Below are 19,422 nucleotides of genomic sequence, written 5' to 3'. Positions count from 1 at the left end.
TGATCAGCGCGATATCCAACTTTTTCCCACATGACCCGAGATAATCCCACGTAGAGGGTGGGATGTGGTCGGAGGACTCGACGGGGTCACGGCACCACGGTCAAGGCGCAGGGTCTAGGCAGCACGGTCGGGAGGAAAATGACCGGCGACGGGGACGACGGACGCCGTGTGGGGGTCGGGGTGATCGGGTGTGGCGACGTGTTCCCTCGCTACATCCAGGGCATGCGGAGGTTCGCGGGCCTCGAGGTCGTGCGGTGCGCGGACATCGACGGGTCCCGCGCCGAGCGGGCGGCCAAGCAGGCGGGGCTCTCCGTCTGGGGATCGGTCGAGGAACTCCTGGCCGACCCGGCGGTGGACATCGCGGTGAACATCACCCCGCCCTCGGTCCACGCGGCCGTGACGATGGCGGCGCTCGACGCGGGGAAGCACGTATACGTCGAGAAGCCTCTGGCCGCCACGCTTCCGGACGCCGCCGGCGTGCTGGCCCGCGCCGAGGCGACGGGAAGACGCCTGGGCGTGGCTCCCGACACGTTTCTCGGCAGCGCCTGCCAGACGGCGCGCTCGGCCATCGACCAGGGGCTGATCGGCCGTCCGGTAGGCGTCACCGCCTTCCTGACCCACAACAGGGCGGAGACCTGGCATCCCGACCCGACATTCCTGTTCAAGCCCGGCGGCGGGCCGGTGCTGGACATGGGTCCGTACTACCTGAGCTGGCTCGTCACGTGTCTCGGCCCGGTCATGGAGGTGATCGGGGCCACGACGACCGGCTCGCGCCGGCGCCAGGTCACGACCCCGGGCCGCCTGGTGGACACGATCGACGTGGAGGTGGCCACCCACGCGTCGGCGGTTCTCCGGTTCGCCTCCGGGGCGGTCGGCACGGCGATGATGAGCTTCGACGTCTGGGACGCGCATCTGCCCTCCATCGAGATCTACGGCACGCAGGGCACGCTGTCCCTGCCCGACCCGAACGGCTTCGACGGGGACGTGCTGCTCAAGCGCTGGGACAGCGAGGGATGGCGCCTGCTCCCACCGGTCACGCCGCCCGGCGGCCCGGACGAGCAGCGATTACGCGGCCGGGGCGTCGCGGACCTCGCCGCGTCCCTCTCGACCGGTGTGCAACGCGCCACCGGAGCCCTGGCGTACCACGTCCTGGAGGTTCTCACGGCCATCGAGACGTCGAGCCGCGAGCGCCGGGTCGTGGTGATCGGCAGCACCTGCGACCGGCCGGAGCCGGTGTGATGGGACACGCGATGGGCGCCGGGATGACGGACGTCCGCCTGGTCTTTCCCGAACGGGGCGTGGTCGAGCCGTGGCCGCACGAGGCTCCGGACCCCGGCCCGGGAGAGGTGCGGGTGACCAGCACGCTCACGCTCATGTCGACCGGCACCGAGAACATCGTCTTCAACGGCGACTTCTCCCGCGGCACGCACTTCGCGGCGTGGGGCACGCTGCCCTTCCATCCGGGCTACCTGACCGTCGGGGTGGTCGACGCCGTGGGGCCGGAGGTGTCCGGGCTCGCTGAGGGAGTCCGGGTGTTCCATCGCGCCGGGCACGGCTCCCGCTTCACCGTGCCGAGCGCGGCCGTCAACCCGATCCCGGACAAGGTGGATGACGAGCAGGCCGTGTGGGCGGGCCTCGCCAAGATCGGCTTCCGGGCAGCGCACCGGACGCCGTTCCGGCTCGGCCAGCGGCTCGTCGTCATCGGCGCCGGACCGGTGGGGCAGATGGCCGTCCGCTGGGCGTCCGCCGCCGGTTGCGAATCCATCGTGGTGGTCTGCCCGTCACGGGAACGCCTGAGGTTCGCGGCGGCCGGGGGCGCGACGCACCTCGTCGAGGCGACGGTGAGCGAGGCGGCCCCCGCGGTGCTCGACGCGATCGGCGGACCGCCCGAGGTCGTCGTCGACGCCACCGGCAACGCCGAGGTCTTCAGGAGCGCGCTCGCCCTCGCCGGGCGTTACGGCACGGTGGTCCTGCTCGGGGACACCGGCCATCCGGGGGCGCAGCGCCTGTCCTCTGAGGTCATGACCAAGGGGCTGACGGTCACGGCGGTCCACGACACGCACGACCGGCCCGGCTGGGACGAGCCGCGGCTGCTGCGCTACGTGCTCGGCATGATGGAGCGCGGATCGCTGGACTGCTCCGGCCTGATCACCCATCGCTTCTCCTGGCGGGACGCGCCCGAGGCGTACCGGCTCGTCAACGAGCGCCGCGGCGAGACGATGGGCGTCGCCTTCCTGTGGGACGCCGCCTGATGCGGATCGCCCACGTCTGCCGCGACCTCGCCGCCGATCGGGCGACGGGCACCGGCGCCCAGGTGTTCGCCACCGCGCTCGCCCAGGCGGGGCAGGGGCACGAGGTGTGCCTTGTCAGTGAGGCGCTGCCCGGCTCCCGCCTCCGGCCACCCCTCACGTGGGTGCGCCTGAGCCCTCCGCGCCCGGACCACCGCTATTTCACCGAGCAGCTCGAGTACGCCGACCGGGTCTACGACACCCTGCGCGAGCACGGGCCGTTCGACGTGATCGAGTTCTCCGACGCCGGCGGGGAGGCGCTCACCGTGCTCCGCGCGCGGCGGCTGCTCGGCGAGTTCGCGCCGGCCACGATCGCGGTGACGCTCACACCCTGGCTGTCAGCGACAGGGGCGGGCGCCAGGTCGGGTCCGGGAGCGCATCGGCCCGTCACCTACCAGAGCATGATCGCCGAGTTCGCGGAGGGCTACTGCCGGGCACGGGCCGACGTTCTCATCGCCGAGTCGGTGGCGGTGGCCCGCACCTCGTCCCGCCCGGTCACCCTGCGGCGGCCGTCGCCTCCCGACCTGCCCGGCAAGGGGATGTCGGAGGAGCGGACGGTGCTGCGGCTCGGCGCCCTCTACCCGGGGTCGGGGGTGGAGGCGTTCCTGCGGGCCGCCGAGCGGGCGGCGGGCAAGGACCCGGATCTGCGGTTCACGCTGCGCGGCGACGACACGCCGACCGACCCGGTGGGCCGTTCCTACTGGGACCACCTGCGCCGGATGCTGCCTCCGGCGCTGCGGGACAGGGTCGTCTACGGCGGTCCCGTCCGGACGGAGGACATCGGCACGCTGCCGGTTCCCGGCACGCCGTGCGTGCTCCCGGAGTCGGCCTGCGAGCCGCCCGGCACCGCCGCCCTCGCGGCGGCGCTGGGCTACCCGGTCATCGCGGCGCACGGCAGCACGGCGGCCGACCTGCTGGACGGCGTGCGTATCGTGCCTCCCGGCGATCCGGACCGGCTGGCCGGCGCGATCCTCGACGCCGTGGCCCGCCCCTCGGTGGATCCGGTGCGGCCCGCCGTCCGGCCCACTCCGGGCAAGCGCGCCGCCGCGGCCGTGCCGGTCCGCGCGCGGCCGGTGGTGGCGGCGCCCGCGCGCCGCGCGCCCGGCTGCCTGGTGACCGTGGTCATCCCCCTCCACGACCAGGGCCGATACGTCCAGGAGGCCGTCGAGTCGGTACGGCGAAGCGACTACCCCGACGTGGAGATCCTCGTGGTCGACGACGGTTCGACCGACCCCGAGACGATCCAGGCGTTCGACTCCCTGCACGGCGTCACGAAGGTACGGCAGGCCAACGCGGGCCTGCCGGCCGCCCGGAACGCCGGGGTGGACAAGGCCGCCGGGCGGTACATCGTGCCCCTGGACGCCGACGACCTCCTGCCGCCCGGCTTCATCGGCCCCGCCGTACGGGCGATGGAACGGCATCCCGACCTCGGCTACGTGGCCGGCTACCTGCGCTACTTCGGGCTGCTGGAGTTCACCCACGTGCCGGTGGGCCACGTACCGGGGCTCAGCCTGGTGCTGAACACCCACCCGCGGGCGACCGGCATGTTCCGCAGGGACGCGCTCCTGGAGGTCGGCGGCTACGACGCCGCGCTCCCCGCGTACGAGGACTGGGACCTCTACATCCGCCTGCACAAGGCGGGCTACGACTCCGACATCCTGCCGATCGAGGGCCAGCTCTACCGCCGCCATGCCGAGTCGATGACGTTCAGCACGAGCAACGGACTGCGGCTGGAGCTGCTTCAGCACCTGCTGCGCAAGCACGCCGACCTGCTGTCCCCGGACCGGTCGCTGCCCCTGGTGCTCACTTTGGCCCATTTGTGGAAGACGGGATACGAGCCCAGCGCGTCCGTGCTGCTCCAGCGGGAAGGAGGCCCACGGTGACGCCTACAGTGACGCCTACGGTGACGCCCACGACGCTGCCCGCGTTGCTGGCGGCGCGCGCCTCGGTGGAGCCGGACCGCGTCGCGCTCATCGTCCCGGGCGCAGGCACGGGCGACCCGGCGCTCGGTGAGCTGACCTTCGGGGAATGGGAAACGCGATCGGGCGCGGTCGCGGCCGGGTTGCCGGGCCGCGGGCTCCGGCGCGGGGACCGGGTCGGGCTGCTGTTCGGCGGCGAGAGCTGGATCGACTACGCCGTCACCTTCCTCGGGGTGCTCAAGGCCGGCGGCGTCGCCGTGCCGCTGTCGGCCTGGCTGGCCCCGGCGGAGGTGAGCGACCTCATGGCCCGCTGCTCGGCGGCGGGCCTCGTCCACGAGCCGGGTTCCACACCGCCGGCCGTACCGGGATGGACGGCCACGCCGGGAAGCCTCGGCCTCTCCCCCAGGAGCCTCGCGCCGGACGCCCCCGCTCCCGCTGCCGGCGACCTCGCGCAGATCATCTACACGTCGGGCACGACCGGCACGCCCAAGGGGGTGGCCGCGAGCCATGCCAACCTGGCCTACGGCCAGCGTCCCGACCCTCCCCAGCGGAGATACGCCCACTCCGAGCACCTGCTGCACGCCTTCCCGATCGGGACCAACGCGGGTCAGATGATGCTGGTGGACGCGCTGGTCGCGCATCCGGCGGTGATCGCCGTTCCCCGGTTCGAGGCGGAGCTGTTCGGCCGGCTGATCGAGGCGTACGGCGTCGGCACGGTGTTCCTGGTGCCCTCGATGGCGATCGACCTGCTGAACGCGGGCGTCCACGACCGGCGCGACCTGTCGAGCGTGCAGTTGCTCAGCTCGTCGGCGGCCGCCCTCCCCGCGCCGGTCGCCCTCTCGCTGGCCGACGCCTTCCCGAACGCGACGATCGTCAACTACTACACGTCCACGGAGGCCGTTCCCGCGCAGACCACCATGATCGTCGATCCGGACCGGCCCGCCTCGGTCGGCCGACCCGGCGACGGAGAGCTCATGATCGCCGACAAGGCGGGCAGGCGTCTGCCGGCCGGGGAGACCGGGGAGGTGTGGCTGCGCTCACCGGGCGCCCCGCGCTCCTATTTCGGCGACCCGCGGGCCGGCGCCGAGGTCTTCAGGAACGGCTGGGTCCGGATGGGCGACCTCGGCTACCTCGACGAGGAGGGCTACCTCTTCCTGGTCGACCGGGAGAGCGACGTCATCAAGTCGGGCGGCCTGAAGGTGTCGACGCTCCAGGTGGAGACCGCGCTCTACGAACATCCCGCCGTCGCCGAGGCCGCCGTGCTGGGCGTCCCGCACCCGGTCATGGGGATGGTCCCCGCCGCCGCGGTGGTGGCGCGGGAGCCGGTCTCCCCGGCCGAGCTGCGCGGCTTCCTCACCGGCAGGCTGGCGCGGCACGAGGTGCCCGCGCGGGTGCTCGTCGTGGAGTCGCTTCCCCGCAACGACAACGGCAAGGTGGTCAAGCGGGAGCTGCGCACGCTGTTCGCGGAACATATCTCCGGGCCTCTCCCCGGGCGGCGCGAGGGGCGTCCCCCCGCCACGCCGGACGAGACGACGCTGGCGGAGATCTGGGCCACCCTGCTCGGCGCCCGTGACGTGACGGCCGACGACGACTTCTTCGCCCTCGGCGGCGACTCGATGAAGGCCACCCAGCTCGCCTCGCTGGCGTCCGACGCCTTCGGCGCCGAGCTGGGGCCGTCGCTGGCCTTCGACGCCCCGGTCCTCGCCGACCAGGCTCTACGCGTGCGCGCGGCGACGCCCAGGCACAGCGGGGCGAATCCGGAGCCCCGGCCCACGGCGGCTTCTGGAAACGCGACACCGCTGAGCTCACTGCAGGCCTACTTCCTGCGGTGGATGTACGAGACGCCGGAGCCTCGGGCGGTGTCGGCGGTGAACGTCGCCCTCAGAATCCGGGACGAGCTGGACATGCCCGCGCTGCGCCGCGCGCTGGACCTGCTCGTGGCCCGGCACGAGTCGTTGCGCACCGTCTTTCCCAGCTCCACCGTCTTTCCCAGCCCCACCGTCTTTCCCGGCTCCGCCGCGCCCGTGCCGCGAGAAGTGCTGCCGGAATGCCCGCCAGACGTCGTGGAGCTCTGGGCGCGGGACGAGGCCGAGGGCGAGGCGATAGCCGTACGGGAGCTGGAACGGCCCTTCGACGTGACGACGGGACCGCTGACCCGCCTGGTGGTCGCGCATCTGGGCCCCACCCCGATCGAGACCGACGACCACGTGGTCGTCCTGGCGGTCCATCACCTCGTGTCGGACGGGTGGTCGATGGCCGTGCTGCTCCGCGAGCTGGGGCTGGCCTACTCGGGCTCGCCGCTGCCGCCGCAGGCCACGACCTGCGCGGACGTCTACGCCCGGGCGTCGGCCCGCTGGCCGGAGGCCAGGCCGTACTGGCACAAGGTCCTCGACGGAGCGCCGCCCGCGCTCACCGCTCCGCGCCGCCCGGCGGACCGCTTCACCGGCACGTCGATCCCCGTGCGCCTGCCGGCCGGCCTGTCCGTACGGCTGGCCGCGCGGGCTCGCCGGGACGGTGCGTCGGTGTCGATGGCGCTCCTCGCGGCCTGGGCCGAGGTGCTTCGCGAGTGGACCGGGTCGGACGATCTCGTGTTCCTCTCCCCCGTCCCCGGGCGCGTCCGGCCGGAGGACGACGTCCTGGTGGGCTGCCTCGTCCAGCCGCTGCTGCTGCGGGTCGACGCGAGCGGGCGCCCGCCGTACGGCGAGCTGCTGCGACGAGTGCGCGCCGCCGTATTGGACGCGGCCGAGCACCAGTTCTACCCCTACGAGGAGTTCAGCCGCCTGATCCCGCACCCGGCCTGGTTCCGTTTCGAGAGCTGGGGCGGGCCCGCCCACTTCCCCGGCCTGGAGTCGGGCCCCTTCGAGCTGCCCCGCGAGCTGATGTTCGACTGGGCGCTGCCGCCCGGCGAGGCCGATCTCAGCGTGCCGGAGCTCGCGGTCAGCGAGGGACCGGACGGCTCGCTGACCGGGTGGCTGGTCTACAACCGGCGCGCCTACGACCGGCCGGAGGTCGAGCGCCTCGCCCAGAACCTCCTGGCCCGGCTGGAGCACATCCATGATGCCTGACCACACACCTGACCCCATATCTTTTGAACCCACGCCGCTGTCCTCCGCCCAGAACGGGATCTGGTTCAACGAGCAGCTCGGCGGCATGGGCGCGGTCTACCACATGCCCTTCTCCATCTCGTTCGACGGCGACCTCGACGCCGCGGCGCTGGCGGACGCCTGCCGGGCCGTGGCGGAGCGGCATCCGGTGCTCTTGTCGGCCGTGGCGGAGCGCGACGGCACGCCGCACCTCGTCCCGGCGCGAGACGTGCCACCCATGCCCGTGATCGTCGACGTGGGCGAGGACGAGCCGGCCACCGCCCTGGACAGGGAGATCCTCCGGCCCTTCGACCTGCGGCGCGGGCCACTCGGCCGATGGACGCTGTTCCGGCTGGGGCCGCGCCGCCACGTGCTGCTCGTGGTGGTGCACCACCTGGCGTTCGACGGCCAGTCGACCGACATCTACCTCCGCGACCTGGCGGCGCTCTACTCCGGCCGTGCCCTTCCGGCGCTTCCGCCGGAGGAGGACGACCCGCTTCCAGTCGCCGAGGCGCGCGAGTTCTGGGCGCGGCACGAGTTCATGAAGCACGAGTTCATGAAGCACGAGTTCATGAACCACGGGGCCGAACCGCCCGACGTGCTCCTCCCCGGGCTGTCCGGGCCGGTCCCGCAGGTGGACGAGGGCGGATCGGTGGAGTTCTCCCTGCCGTCCGAGCTGCGCAAACGGATCGCGGTGGCGGCGGAGGACCTGGAGGTCAGCCGCTTCGAGCTGCTGCTGGGCTCGCTGCACGCCCTTCTCTTCCGGTACGGCAACGCCGGCCCGGTCATCGCGGTCGACCTCGGCACGCGGAACGCCTCGGCTCGTGACCGCATCGGCGCCCACGTCAACGAGGTCCCGATCGGCACCCGGCCGGCGGCGGAGACGAGCTTCCGATCGTTCGTCCGGGAGTTGCGCCGAGACCTGCGCGCCATGTACCCCTACCGCGCGGTGCCGCTCGCGCGTGTCGTCAGCGGCCTGCGGCCCGCGGTGGGGCTCGCCCCCGTCACGCTGACCTACCGCAGGCGCGAACCGGCCCCCGAGTTCGCCGGCGTCCCGGCCTCGGTCGGCTGGGTCGTCTTCAACCGCACGGCCCGGAACGCGCTGCGGATCCACCTCGTCGAGGGCCCGGACAACCTCGGGGTCATCCTGCAGTACGGCACGAGCTCGCTCGACCGGGAGAGCGTCGAACGCGTCCGGGGGCACTGGCTCACCCTCCTCGAAGCCGCGACGGCGCACCCGGACACTCCTCTCGCCGAGCTTCCGCTGCTCGACGAGGCGGAGCAGCGGCCGCTGCGCGGGAAGGCCGCGGATTACGGCGATGCGACCGTGGCCGCCCTCTTCGCGGCGCAGGCCGCCGCCACGCCCGGCGCGGAGGCGCTGGTGTGCGGCGCCGAACGGCTCACCTACCGCGAGCTGGCCGCAGCCGTGACCGAGACGGCCGGGGGCATCACGCCGGGCACGCTCGTGCCGATCAGGTCGCGGCGGTCGGTGGAGATGGTCGTGACCATGCTGGCCGCGCTCGCGGCGGGCGCGGCCTACCTTCCGATCGACCCCGAGCACCCCGCCGACCGGCGTGCGTTCATCCTGGAGGACGCCCAGCGGCCCGGCCAGGACAGCCAGGGCGACCGGGACGGCCTGGCCTACGTCATCTACACCTCGGGGTCGACCGGCCGCCCCAAGGGCGTGGAGGTGACCGGGCCCGCGCTCGTCAACCTGCTGCTCGCCATGCGCGACGAACTCGGCATCGGCGCCCGCACCGCCGCCGGCACGACCTGGCTGGCGCACACCTCGCTGTCGTTCGACATCGCGAACCTCGAGATCCTGCTGCCGCTGGTCACAGGCGGCCGGGTGGTCGTGGCCGAGGACGTCCGAGACCCCCAGGAGCTGCTCCGGCTCATCCGCGCCCACTCGGTCAACCACGTCCAGGCGACCCCGTCGGGGTGGCGGATGCTGCTGGACGCCGGGTTCGACGAGCCTGCCGTACACGCCCTGAGCGGCGGGGAGGCGCTGCCGCCGCCTCTCGCGCGGGAGCTGCGGGCCAGGACCGGACGGTTGTGGAACGTCTACGGGCCCACGGAGACGACCATCTGGTCGATGATCTGGGAGGTCCCGGAGGAGCCCGCGCACGTCTCGATCGGGCGGCCGATCGCCAACACCGAGATCCGGGTGCTCGACGAGCGGCTCCAGCCGGTGCCGGTCGGCCTGCCGGGCGAGCTGCACATCGGCGGTGACGGCCTCGCGCGTGGCTACCGCGGCCGTCCCGAGCTGACGGCGGAGCGGTTCGTCCGCGACCCGGAGAGCGGGGCGCGGCTCTACAAGACCGGGGACCGTGTGCGGCGGCTTCCGGACGGGACCGTCGAGTTCCTCGGCCGGATGGACGATCAGGTCAAGATCCGCGGCCACCGGATCGAGCCGGGTGAGATCGAGGCCCGGCTGATGGCCCATCCCCGGGTGTCGCAGGCGGCGGTGACCGTGGTCGACGGAGACCGCCTCGTCGCCTACGTCAGCCCGGAGGCCGCGCCCGACCTGCGCGAGCATCTGGCGAAGTGGCTGCCGCCGATCATGATCCCGGCCGCGTTCGTGGCTCTCGACCGGCTGCCGCTGACCCCGAACGGCAAGCTCGACCGCGGGGCGCTCCCCGAGCCGCCGCCCTCCTCCGGCCGACCGTACAGGGAGGACCGGTACAGGGAGGACAAGAAGGAGAGCCCGGCGGACGGGCTGACGGAGCAGGTCACCGCGATCTGGCGGGAGGTCCTGAAGCACGACGGCTTCGGGCCGGACGACAGCCTGTTCGACCTCGGCGGCCACTCGCTGACGATCACCCAGATCGCCTCACGGGTCCGGAGGCGGCTCAAGATCCATCTGCCGCTGCACGTGTACTACGACAATCCCACCCTCGCGGGGCTGGTCGAGGCCATCAGGCCGGCCCATGAAGATAGAGCGGGCAGGGAGGGCGGCGACACGTGATGGACGACCCGCCCATCGGGCCGCGTCCGGCCGGCATGGCCGAGATCCCGCTGTCGCCGGGCCAGGAACGGCTCTGGTTCCTCGACCGGCTCGACCCCGGCGATCCGGCGTACAACATGGTGCTCGTCGAACGGCTGCGCGGCCGGCTCGACACCGGGGCGCTGGAGCGCGCGCTCAACGGGATCGTCGCCAGGCACGAGATCCTGCGGACCCGTTTCCCGGCCGTGGACGGCCGTCCGGTCCAGGTCGTGGCGCCCGAGCAGTGGATCGAGATCGAGCGCCTCGGCCCCGTGACGGACAAGCGGGCCCGCGAGCTCGTCGCCGAGCGCACCAACGCGCCGTTCGACCTGGCGGCCGGACCGATGCTGCGGGCGACCCTGCTGGAGCTGGACGGCCGCGACCACGTGCTGTGCGTCGTCCTGCACCACATCGTGGCCGACGGATGGTCGTTCGGCGTGCTGTTCGACGAGCTGGCGGCGGGCTACGAGGAGACGCCCGTGGACGGGCCGCCCATCCAGTACGGCGACTACGCCGTATGGCAGCGCGACCGGCTGACGGACGAGGTGATCGCGGAGCAGCTGGCCTACTGGAAGGACCGGCTGGCCGGCGCGACGCCCATCGACCTCCCCATCGACCACCCCCGCCCGCCCGTCAAGACGACCAACGGCGCGTTCGCCGACAGGCCGATCACGGAGCGGCTCTGGGACGACGTCGTACGGCTGGCCCGCGAGGAACGCTGCACGCCGTACATGACGCTGCTGGCGGCCTTCCAGGTGCTCCTCGCCCGCTACTCGGGCCAGGACGACGTCTGCGTGGGGTCGCCGGTCTCCGGACGCGACTGCGAGGAGTTGGAGGGCCTCGTCGGCTTCCTCGTCAACACGCTGGTCCTGCGGGGCGACCTGTCGGGCGACCCGGCCTTCCGCGAGGTGATGGGCCGGACCAGGCAGACCGCGCTGGAGGCCTACGACCATCAGGACATCCCGTTCGAGCACCTGCTGGCCGAGCTGGGCGTCGACCGCGACCTCGGGCGGAACCCGCTGTTCGAGACGCTGTTCAACCTCTACCCGCCCTCGACGGGCCCGCGGCTCGCCGGGCTGGAGGCGGAGCCGTTCGACCCCGGGCACACCTGCGCGAAGTTCGACCTGATGCTGGAGGTCCACCCGGCGGAGCACGGCGCCCGGGCCTCGTTCAACTACAACACCGACCTCTTCGAGGCCGCGACCGTCGAGCAGCTCGCCGGGCACTTCATCGACGTGCTGGAGGCGGTCGTCGCCGACCGGGACATCCGCCTGTCGCGTCTCTACGGGCACATCGGACTCCGCCCCGGCGACGTGCGCACCGACCCGGCCCTGCCGGTTCCGCTGTTCGAACTGAGCCGCCACGAGGGCGTCGCGCTCGCGAGCCAGGGCGAGCCCGGTCAGCGGGGCCGGGACGAGGACGGCGAAAACGTCGAGGTCACCTATGCGGAGCTGGCCGAGCGGGCCGACCGGCTGGCACGGGCGCTGCGCGCTCGGGGGGTCGGCCCCGGCTCGCTGGTGGGAGTGTGCCTCGAACGCGGTCCGGAGGCGGTGACCACGCTGCTCGCCGTGTGGCGGGCCGGGGCGGCCTACCTGCCGCTCGACCCGGCGTATCCGCCCGCGCGCCTCGCCTACATGCTCTCCGACAGCGGCGCCGGGCTGGTGGTCACCAGGCAACGGCTCCTCGGGAGGCTGCCCGACGTCCCGGCGCTGTGCCTGGAAAACCCACGCCTGGAAAACCTGTGCCCGGGCGGCCCGGTCTCGGCTGGTGAGCCCGCGCCCGGTGACCTCGCGTATGTGATCTACACCTCGGGGTCCACGGGGCTGCCGAAGGCGGTCGCCGTGGGGCATGGCGCTCTGGCGTCCCGCGTGGCGTGGATGCGCGACCACTACGGGCTGCGGCCCGGCGACCGCGTCCTGCAGTTCGCGTCGCTAAGCTTCGACACGCACGCGGAGGAGATCTACCCCTGTCTCGCCGCCGGGGCGACTCTGGTGATGACCGGCGAGCCGCTCCCCGACTTCCTCTCCGGCCCGTACGGCCGCGCGCTCACGGTGCTGGACCTGCCGACGTCGTACTGGCACGAGTTGGTGGCGGCGCCGGTGGCATGGCCGTCCTCGCTCCGATTGATGATCATCGGGGCGGAGCATGCGGATCCGGCGGCCGTGACCCGATGGCACGAGATCGCCCGAGAGGGCGTACGGCTGGTCAACACGTACGGCCCGACGGAGACGACGATCGTGGCGACGGCGGCCGAGCTGACGGGCACCCGTGGGCCGCGCCGACCGCCGATCGGGCGCCCGCTGCCCGGGACGACGGCGCACGTGCTGGACAGGTGGCTCAATCCGGTGCCGCTGGGCGTCCCCGGCGAGCTGTACCTCGGCGGCGCGGGGCTGGCGCGGGGCTACCTGGGCCGTCCGGGGCTGACGGCGGAGCGGTTCGTCCCCGGCCCGTTCGGCCCTCCTGGCGCGCGGCTCTACCGTACGGGCGACCGGGTGCGCCGCCGCCGCGACGGGCAGCTCGAGTTCCTCGGCCGCCTCGACGACCAGGTGAAGGTCCGGGGGTACCGGATCGAGCCGGGTGAGATCGAGGCGCGGATCACGGCCCACCCGGGGGTGCGGCAGGCCCGGGTGGTGGTCAGGGAAGACTCCCCCGGGCTGCTCGTGGCCTACGTCGCGGCGGACGCCGACACCGTCTCCGGCCTGAGGGCGCACCTGGCCGAGCGGCTGCCCGAGCACATGATCCCGGCGGCGTTCGTGCCGCTCGACCGGCTCCCGCTGACGCCCGGCGGGAAGCTGGACCTGGCCGCGCTCCCGGCCCCGGAGTGGCGCTCCGCGTCCTTCGTCGCACCGCGCACGGAGGCGGAGGAGCTCATCGCGGCGGTCTGGGCCGAGGTGCTGGGCCTCGATCGCGTCGGCGCGCTCGACGACTTCTTCGACCTGGGCGGCCACTCCCTGCTCGCCACCCGGGTCATCGCGAGGATCGGGCAGAACGTCCAGCTCGACGTGCCGCTGCGGACGGCCTTCACCCACCGCACGGTCGAACGGCTCGCGGCGGCGGTGGAGGAGCTGGTGATGGCCGACCTCGAACGGCTGTCCGACGAGGAGGCCGCCCGCCTGCTCTCCAGCGAAGCCTAGCCGAGCTAAGCACAAGCCGGGCGGGCGGTAGACTTCGGCAGCCGGACCGGGACGAAAGGGTCCTCCGCCCGGCAGACCACTTCCCCGGCCCCACGGGTCGGCCTAACGTGGTCTTTCAGTGCAACAGATGGTCCTTGATCCCCGACCGCTGCCTGCCTTACGGAACCGATCAGATCAATTGATTGCCCGGCCACCGGTGAAGAGGTCGCGTCGCGCGCTCCAGCCCCTGGCCCCGACCGAGGAGCGCGGAACAACATATGGGTGATGGCGTGGACACGACCGTGAAGCGTGGGGGCCCCTCGACGGCCGTCGAGGAGGTGGACCTCCGCCAGCTCCTGGCCGGTCTGACGGCGGTGCGCGACGGTGACTTCGGCACGCGGCTGCCCGACGAGGGCGACGGGCTGCTGAAGGAGATCGCCACCGTCTTCAACGGCATGGTGGACCAGTTGTCGCTGTTCACCTCGGAGGTGACCCGCGTGGCGCGGGAGGTGGGCACGGAGGGCCAGCTGGGCGGCCAGGCCGACGTGCCGGGCGTGTCGGGCACCTGGAAGGACCTGACCGACTCCGTGAACGCGATGGCGGGCAACCTCACCGACCAGGTGCGCGACATCGCCCAGGTCGCGACGGCCGTGGCCACCGGCGACCTGTCGCAGAAGATCACCGTGGACGTCCGGGGCGAGATCCTGGAGCTGAAGAACACGCTCAACACGATGGTGGACCAGCTCTCGTCCTTCGCCGACGAGGTCACCCGGGTCGCCCGCGAGGTCGGCACCGACGGGCGGCTGGGCGGCCAGGCGGAGGTGACCGGCGTGGCCGGCACCTGGCGCGACCTCACCGACTCGGTGAACTTCATGGCCGGCAACCTCACCGACCAGGTCCGCAGCATCGCGCAGGTGACCACGGCGGTCGCCCAGGGCGACCTGTCGCAGAAGATCACCGTGGACGCGCGCGGCGAGATCCTGGAGCTGAAGAACACCATCAACACGATGGTCGACCAGCTCTCGTCCTTCGCCGACGAGGTCACCCGAATGGCCCGCGAGGTCGGCACCGACGGCCGGCTCGGCGGCCAGGCCGACGTGAAGGGCGTCTCCGGCACCTGGCGCGACCTCACCGACTCGGTGAACTACATGGCCGGCAACCTCACCGACCAGGTCCGGAACATCTCCCAGGTGGCCACGGCCGTCGCCCGGGGCGACCTGTCACAGAAGATCACCGTCTCGGCGCGCGGTGAGATCCTGGAGCTGAAGAACACGCTCAACACGATGGTGGACCAGCTCTCGTCCTTCGCCGACGAGGTCACCCGGGTCGCCCGCGAGGTCGGCACCGAGGGACGCCTGGGCGGCCAGGCCGACGTGAAGGGCGTCTCCGGCACCTGGAAGGCGCTGACCGAGTCGGTGAACGTCATGGCCGACAACCTCACCGCGCAGGTCCGCAGCATCGCCGAGGTCACCACCGCCGTGGCGAAGGGCGACCTGTCGCAGAAGATCCGGGTCGACGCCCGCGGCGAGATCATGGAGCTGAAGGAGACCATCAACACCATGGTCGACCAGCTCTCGGCCTTCGCCGACGAGGTCACCCGGGTCGCCCGGGAGGTCGGCACCGAAGGCAACCTGGGCGGCCAGGCCACCGTCCGCGGCGTGTCGGGAACCTGGAAGGACCTCACCGACAATGTGAACGTGATGGCCTCCAACCTGACCAGCCAGGTGCGGTCGATCGCGCAGGTGGCCACGGCCGTCGCCCGGGGCGACCTGTCACAGAAGATCACCGTCGAGGCCAAGGGCGAGGTCGCCGCGCTCGCGCAGACCATCAACACCATGGTGGACACGCTGTCCGCCTTCGCGGACGAGGTCACCCGGGTCGCCCGGGAGGTCGGCACCGAAGGCCAGCTCGGCGGCCAGGCCCGGGTGCCCAACGTGGCCGGCACCTGGAAGGACCTCACCGACAACGTCAACTCCATGGCGAACAACCTGACCAGCCAGGTTCGCAACATCGCACAGGTCACCACGGCGGTCGCCCAGGGCGACCTGACCAAGAAGATCGACGTGGACGCGCGCGGCGAGATCCTGGAGCTCAAGACCACCATCAACACCATGGTCGACCAGCTCTCCAGCTTCGCGGCCGAGGTGACCCGAGTCGCCCGGGAGGTCGGCAGCGAGGGGCGCCTGGGCGGCCAGGCCGAGGTCGAGGGCGTCTCCGGCACCTGGAAGCGGCTGACGGAGAACGTCAACGAGCTGGCGGGCAACCTCACCCGGCAGGTCCGCGCGATCGCCGAGGTGACCAGCGCCGTGACCTCGGGCGACCTGACCCGGTCGATCACCGTGGACGCCTCGGGAGAAGTCGCCGAGCTCAAGGACAACATCAACTCGATGGTGAAGTCCCTGCGTGAGACCACTCTGGCCAACCAGGAGCAGGACTGGCTGAAGTCCAACCTGGCCCGGATCTCAGGGCTGATGCAGGGCCATCGGGACCTGGCCGTCGTGGCCGAGCTGGTCATGAACGAGCTCGCCCCGCTCGTCTCCGCGCAGCAGGGCACGTTCCTGCTGGCCGAGGAGACGGCCAGCGGGGTCGAGCTGCGCGTCGTCGGCAGCTACGGCCACCGCGACACCTCCCGCAGCTTCGCCCTCGGCGACTCCCTGGTGGGCCAGGCGGCGCTGGCCAAGCGGACGATCCTCGTCGAGGACATCCCCAACGGCTACCTCACCGTGTCCTCCAGCCTCGGGGTGGCCGACCCGGTGAGCCTGATCGTGCTGCCCATCGTGGTCGAGGACCAGGCGCTCGGAGTCATCGAGCTGGCCAGTCTCAGCAGGTTCACCCAGGTGCACCAGAACTTCCTGGACCAGCTCGTGGAGACGATCGGCGTCAACGTCAACACCATCGTCGCCAACGCCCGGACCGACGCCCTGCTGACGGAGTCGCAGCGGCTGGCGACCGAGCTGCAGGTCGGGCAGGAGGAGCTCCAGCGCTCCAACGCCGAACTGGAGGAGAAGGCCGAGCTGCTGGCCCGGCAGAACCGCGACATCGAGACCAAGAACAGCGAGATCGAGCAGGCCCGCCAGGAGCTGGAGGACCGCGCCCAGCAGCTCGCGCTGGCCTCGAAGTACAAGAGCGAGTTCCTCGCCAACATGAGCCACGAGCTGCGCACGCCGCTCAACTCGCTGCTCATCCTGGCCCAGCTCCTCGCGCAGAACCCGACCCGCAACCTCACCGCCAAGCAGGTCGAGTACGCCAACGTCATCCACTCCGCCGGCACCGACCTGCTCCAGCTCATCAACGACATCCTCGACCTGTCCAAGATCGAGGCCGGCAAGATGAACATCACGCTGGAGCCGCTGAGCATCCGCCAGCTCCTCGACTACGTGGAGGCGACGTTCCGCCCGCTGACCACGGAGAAGGGGCTGCGCTTCGAGGTCACCGTCGCGCCCGACGTCCCGACCTCGCTGCTGATGGACGAGCAGCGGCTGCGGCAGGTGCTGCGCAACCTGCTGTCCAACGCCGTGAAGTTCACCGAGCGCGGCTCCGTGGAGCTGCGCATCGAGCGCGTGGACGCGCTGGATCTGCCGCACGGGACGGGATCGCTGGAGGCGATCGCCTTCCACGTGGTCGACACCGGCATCGGGATCACCGAGAAGAACCTTTCGCAGATCTTCGACGCCTTCCAGCAGGCCGACGGCACGACGAGCCGCAAGTACGGGGGGACCGGTCTCGGCCTGTCCATCAGCCGTGAGATCGCCACGCTCCTGAACGGCGAGATCCGGGCCTCCAGCGTCTTCGGCGAAGGCAGCACCTTCAGCCTCTACCTGCCGGTGACCCCGGTCGACCCCGGCAGGGTGTACGAGCCGGCCTCCGGTGAGCAGCCGCGGCGGGTGGCGCCGGTCTCGCCCGGCCCTGCCGTACCGGCCGTGAGGCCGAGGGCCGTGGACAGGCCGGTGACCGGAGACGGGCGCCGCCTGCTCGTCCTGGAGTCGCGCCCGAACGGCCTGCTGTCCCAGCTCGCCGAGAACGTGGCCGCCGACCTCAGCGAGACCCACGGCACGGTATGGGTGTCCACCGCCAACAGCCCGGACGCCGCGCTGGAGGCCCTGGTCAGTGACGACTACCACTGCATCGTGCTGGATCTCGGCATGCCGCACAACGCGGCCGCCGACTTCCTGAGCAGGCTGGACGACAACCCGGCCCTCCGCGAGCTGCCCGTGCTGGCCCACCACTCCCGCACGCTGACGCGGCCCCAGGAGAACCTGCTCCAGGGCCGCGCGAGCACCCAGCCGCTGGAGCGGCTGCCCAGCCTCGACGAGCTGCGGGAACGCATCACCCTGCACCTGTCGGCCGAGGGGCCGGGCGACGTGCTGCCGCTCGTCCAGGCCAGCCCCGACGAGCGGCCGCGGGCGACCGCCCCGGTGGACACCGGGCTGACCGGCCGCAAGGTCCTGGTGGTCGACGACGACGTCCGCAACGTCTTCGCGCTCACCAACATCCTGGAGCTGCACGGCATGCAGGTCCTCTACGCCGAGAACGGCCGCAAGGGCATCGAGGTGCTGAGCCGGAACGACGACGTGGATCTTGTCCTGATGGACATCATGATGCCGGAGATGGACGGATACGCCGCGACCGCCGCCATCCGCAAGATGCCGCGCTTCGCCGACCTGCCCATCATCGCGGTCACGGCCAAGGCCATGCACGGAGACCGGGAGAAGACGCTGTCCGCCGGAGCCAGCGACTACGTCACCAAGCCCGTCGACGCGGAGGACCTGATCAGCCGCATGCAGCAGTGGCTGGAACTCTGAGTGCCCGACATGCCGCCCGGCGCGCGGCAGGGCATGATGTCAACGGACACAGCCTAGGGTGATCAGAGGATTCCCGGCCAGGAGGGGGCGTTTCATGGCAGGTCGGCATGGCTGACGCTCGGATGTGGCGGTTCGCCGCGGGCGCGCTGGCTCTCGCGGCGGTCGCGGCGGCCGGATGGGCGGTGCGCGACGTCCCGGCCGCCCTGGGCGCCCGGCCGTCGGGCGAGCGGGCCCGCCGGATGCGGCGGTCTCGGCAGTTCCGCGGATCGGCGTTCCAGAACGCGACGCCGAGCCCGGTGCTGCCTCCGGGGACGACCGGCGAGATGGCCCGCGAGTTCCTCTTCGGGCGGCAGAGGCGCACACCGCGGCTGCCGGTGCCGCTGATGACTCCCTCCTCCGATAACGCCGCCACTCCCGGCAGCGACCTCGACGTCGTCTGGTACGGCCACTCGTCGGCGCTGGTGGAGATCGAGAGCCGCCGGGTGCTGTTCGACCCGGTGTGGAGCGAGCGCTGCTCGCCGTCCTCGCTGCTCGGCCCGCGCCGCCTGCATCCCGCGCCGGTGGCGCTGCACGAGCTGCCCGAGGTCGACGCGATCGTGATCTCCCACGACCACTACGACCACCTCGACATGGCGACCGTTCGCACGCTGGTCCGCACGCAGTCGGCGCCGTTCCTGGTGCCGCTGGGGGTCGGCGCCCACCTGGAGCGGTGGGGGGTGCCCGCGTCCCGGATCGTCGAGCTGGACTGGGAGGAGGAGGCGTCGATCGCCGGGCTGCGCTTCGTCGCGACGGCGGCGCACCACTTCTCGGGCCGGCTCTTCGTCCGCAACCCCACCCTGTGGACCTCCTGGGTGATCGCGGGCGAGCGCCGGCGGGTCTTCTACACCGGCGACTCGGGCTACTTCGACGGCTACGCCGCCATCGGTGAAACGCACGGGCCGTTCGACCTCGCCCTGATCCAGATCGGCGCCTACAGCCCCGGCTGGCCGGACATCCACATGACGCCGGAGGAGGCGATCCTCGCCCACCTCGATCTCCGCGCCCGCCTGCTGCTGCCTGTGCACTGGGGGACGTTCAACCTGGCGCTCCACGCCTGGAGTGAGCCGGTGGACCGGCTGTGGCGGGAGGCCAAGGCGCGCGACGTCCGCCTGGTGGTGCCGCGCCCCGGCGAGCGGTTCAGCGTCGACGACCCGCCACCGGTCGACGGCTGGTGGCAGACGATCGCCTGACC

The 19,422-nt window shown here is 72.2% G+C and carries 8 protein-coding genes; all 8 read left to right on the top strand.

Annotated elements, in window-relative coordinates; all coding sequences use genetic code 11:
* Positions 1-138 precede the first annotated feature (138 nt).
* The 8 genes from ABH927_RS27075 to ABH927_RS27040 all read left to right on the top strand — a co-directional run bounded on the left by ABH927_RS27075 (position 139) and on the right by ABH927_RS27040 (position 19,420).
* Positions 139-1,239 (top strand): Gfo/Idh/MocA family protein, encoded by a 1,101-nt coding sequence (locus tag ABH927_RS27075; protein ID WP_370026074.1) that lies wholly within the window; start codon positions 139-141, stop codon positions 1,237-1,239.
* Positions 1,239-2,252: a zinc-binding alcohol dehydrogenase gene (locus tag ABH927_RS27070; protein ID WP_370026072.1), complete on the top strand. Its 1,014-nt coding sequence runs from the start codon at positions 1,239-1,241 to the stop codon at positions 2,250-2,252. Before ABH927_RS27075 ends, ABH927_RS27070 begins: the two co-directional genes overlap by 1 nt.
* The gene (locus tag ABH927_RS27065) at positions 2,252-4,171 is read left to right on the top strand and encodes a glycosyltransferase (RefSeq protein ID WP_370026070.1); all 1,920 of its coding nucleotides are present in this window, start codon (positions 2,252-2,254) and stop codon (positions 4,169-4,171) included. Before ABH927_RS27070 ends, ABH927_RS27065 begins: the two co-directional genes overlap by 1 nt.
* Positions 4,168-7,272 carry an AMP-binding protein gene (locus ABH927_RS27060; protein ID WP_370026068.1) on the top strand — a complete coding sequence of 1,035 codons (3,105 nt, stop codon included), beginning with the start codon at positions 4,168-4,170 and terminating at the stop codon, positions 7,270-7,272. Before ABH927_RS27065 ends, ABH927_RS27060 begins: the two co-directional genes overlap by 4 nt.
* On the top strand, positions 7,262-10,258 hold the full coding sequence (locus ABH927_RS27055) for an amino acid adenylation domain-containing protein (RefSeq protein WP_370026066.1): 2,997 nt from the start codon (positions 7,262-7,264) through the stop codon (positions 10,256-10,258). Before ABH927_RS27060 ends, ABH927_RS27055 begins: the two co-directional genes overlap by 11 nt.
* Positions 10,258-13,410, top strand: coding sequence for an amino acid adenylation domain-containing protein (locus ABH927_RS27050; RefSeq protein ID WP_370026064.1), 3,153 nt, complete (start codon positions 10,258-10,260; stop codon positions 13,408-13,410). Before ABH927_RS27055 ends, ABH927_RS27050 begins: the two co-directional genes overlap by 1 nt.
* A gap of 269 nt (positions 13,411-13,679) precedes the next feature.
* Positions 13,680-18,191, top strand: coding sequence for a HAMP domain-containing protein (locus ABH927_RS27045; RefSeq protein ID WP_407072837.1), 4,512 nt, complete (start codon positions 13,680-13,682; stop codon positions 18,189-18,191).
* Between the two features lie 107 nt (positions 18,192-18,298).
* The gene (locus ABH927_RS27040; RefSeq protein ID WP_370026062.1) at positions 18,299-19,420 is read left to right on the top strand and encodes an MBL fold metallo-hydrolase; all 1,122 of its coding nucleotides are present in this window, start codon (positions 18,299-18,301) and stop codon (positions 19,418-19,420) included.
* Positions 19,421-19,422 lie beyond the last annotated feature (2 nt).

This window comes from Planotetraspora sp. GP83 (genome assembly GCF_041262585.1).
In the GTDB taxonomy this organism is placed as follows: domain Bacteria; phylum Actinomycetota; class Actinomycetes; order Streptosporangiales; family Streptosporangiaceae; genus JAOEGB01.
This window is presented reverse-complemented; position numbering and strand designations above follow the sequence as displayed.

What these genes read in the sequence shown, in the direction of transcription:
- ABH927_RS27055 (WP_370026066.1), top strand. Translation starts at nt 7,262, where the DNA reads ATGATGCCTGACCACACACCTGACCCCATATCTTTTGAACCCACGCCG.
- ABH927_RS27050 (WP_370026064.1), top strand. Translation starts at nt 10,258, where the DNA reads ATGGACGACCCGCCCATCGGGCCGCGTCCGGCCGGCATGGCCGAGATC.
- ABH927_RS27065 (WP_370026070.1), top strand. Translation starts at nt 2,252, where the DNA reads ATGCGGATCGCCCACGTCTGCCGCGACCTCGCCGCCGATCGGGCGACG.
- ABH927_RS27040 (WP_370026062.1), top strand. Translation starts at nt 18,299, where the DNA reads ATGGCTGACGCTCGGATGTGGCGGTTCGCCGCGGGCGCGCTGGCTCTC.
- ABH927_RS27070 (WP_370026072.1), top strand. Translation starts at nt 1,239, where the DNA reads ATGGGACACGCGATGGGCGCCGGGATGACGGACGTCCGCCTGGTCTTT.
- ABH927_RS27075 (WP_370026074.1), top strand. Translation starts at nt 139, where the DNA reads ATGACCGGCGACGGGGACGACGGACGCCGTGTGGGGGTCGGGGTGATC.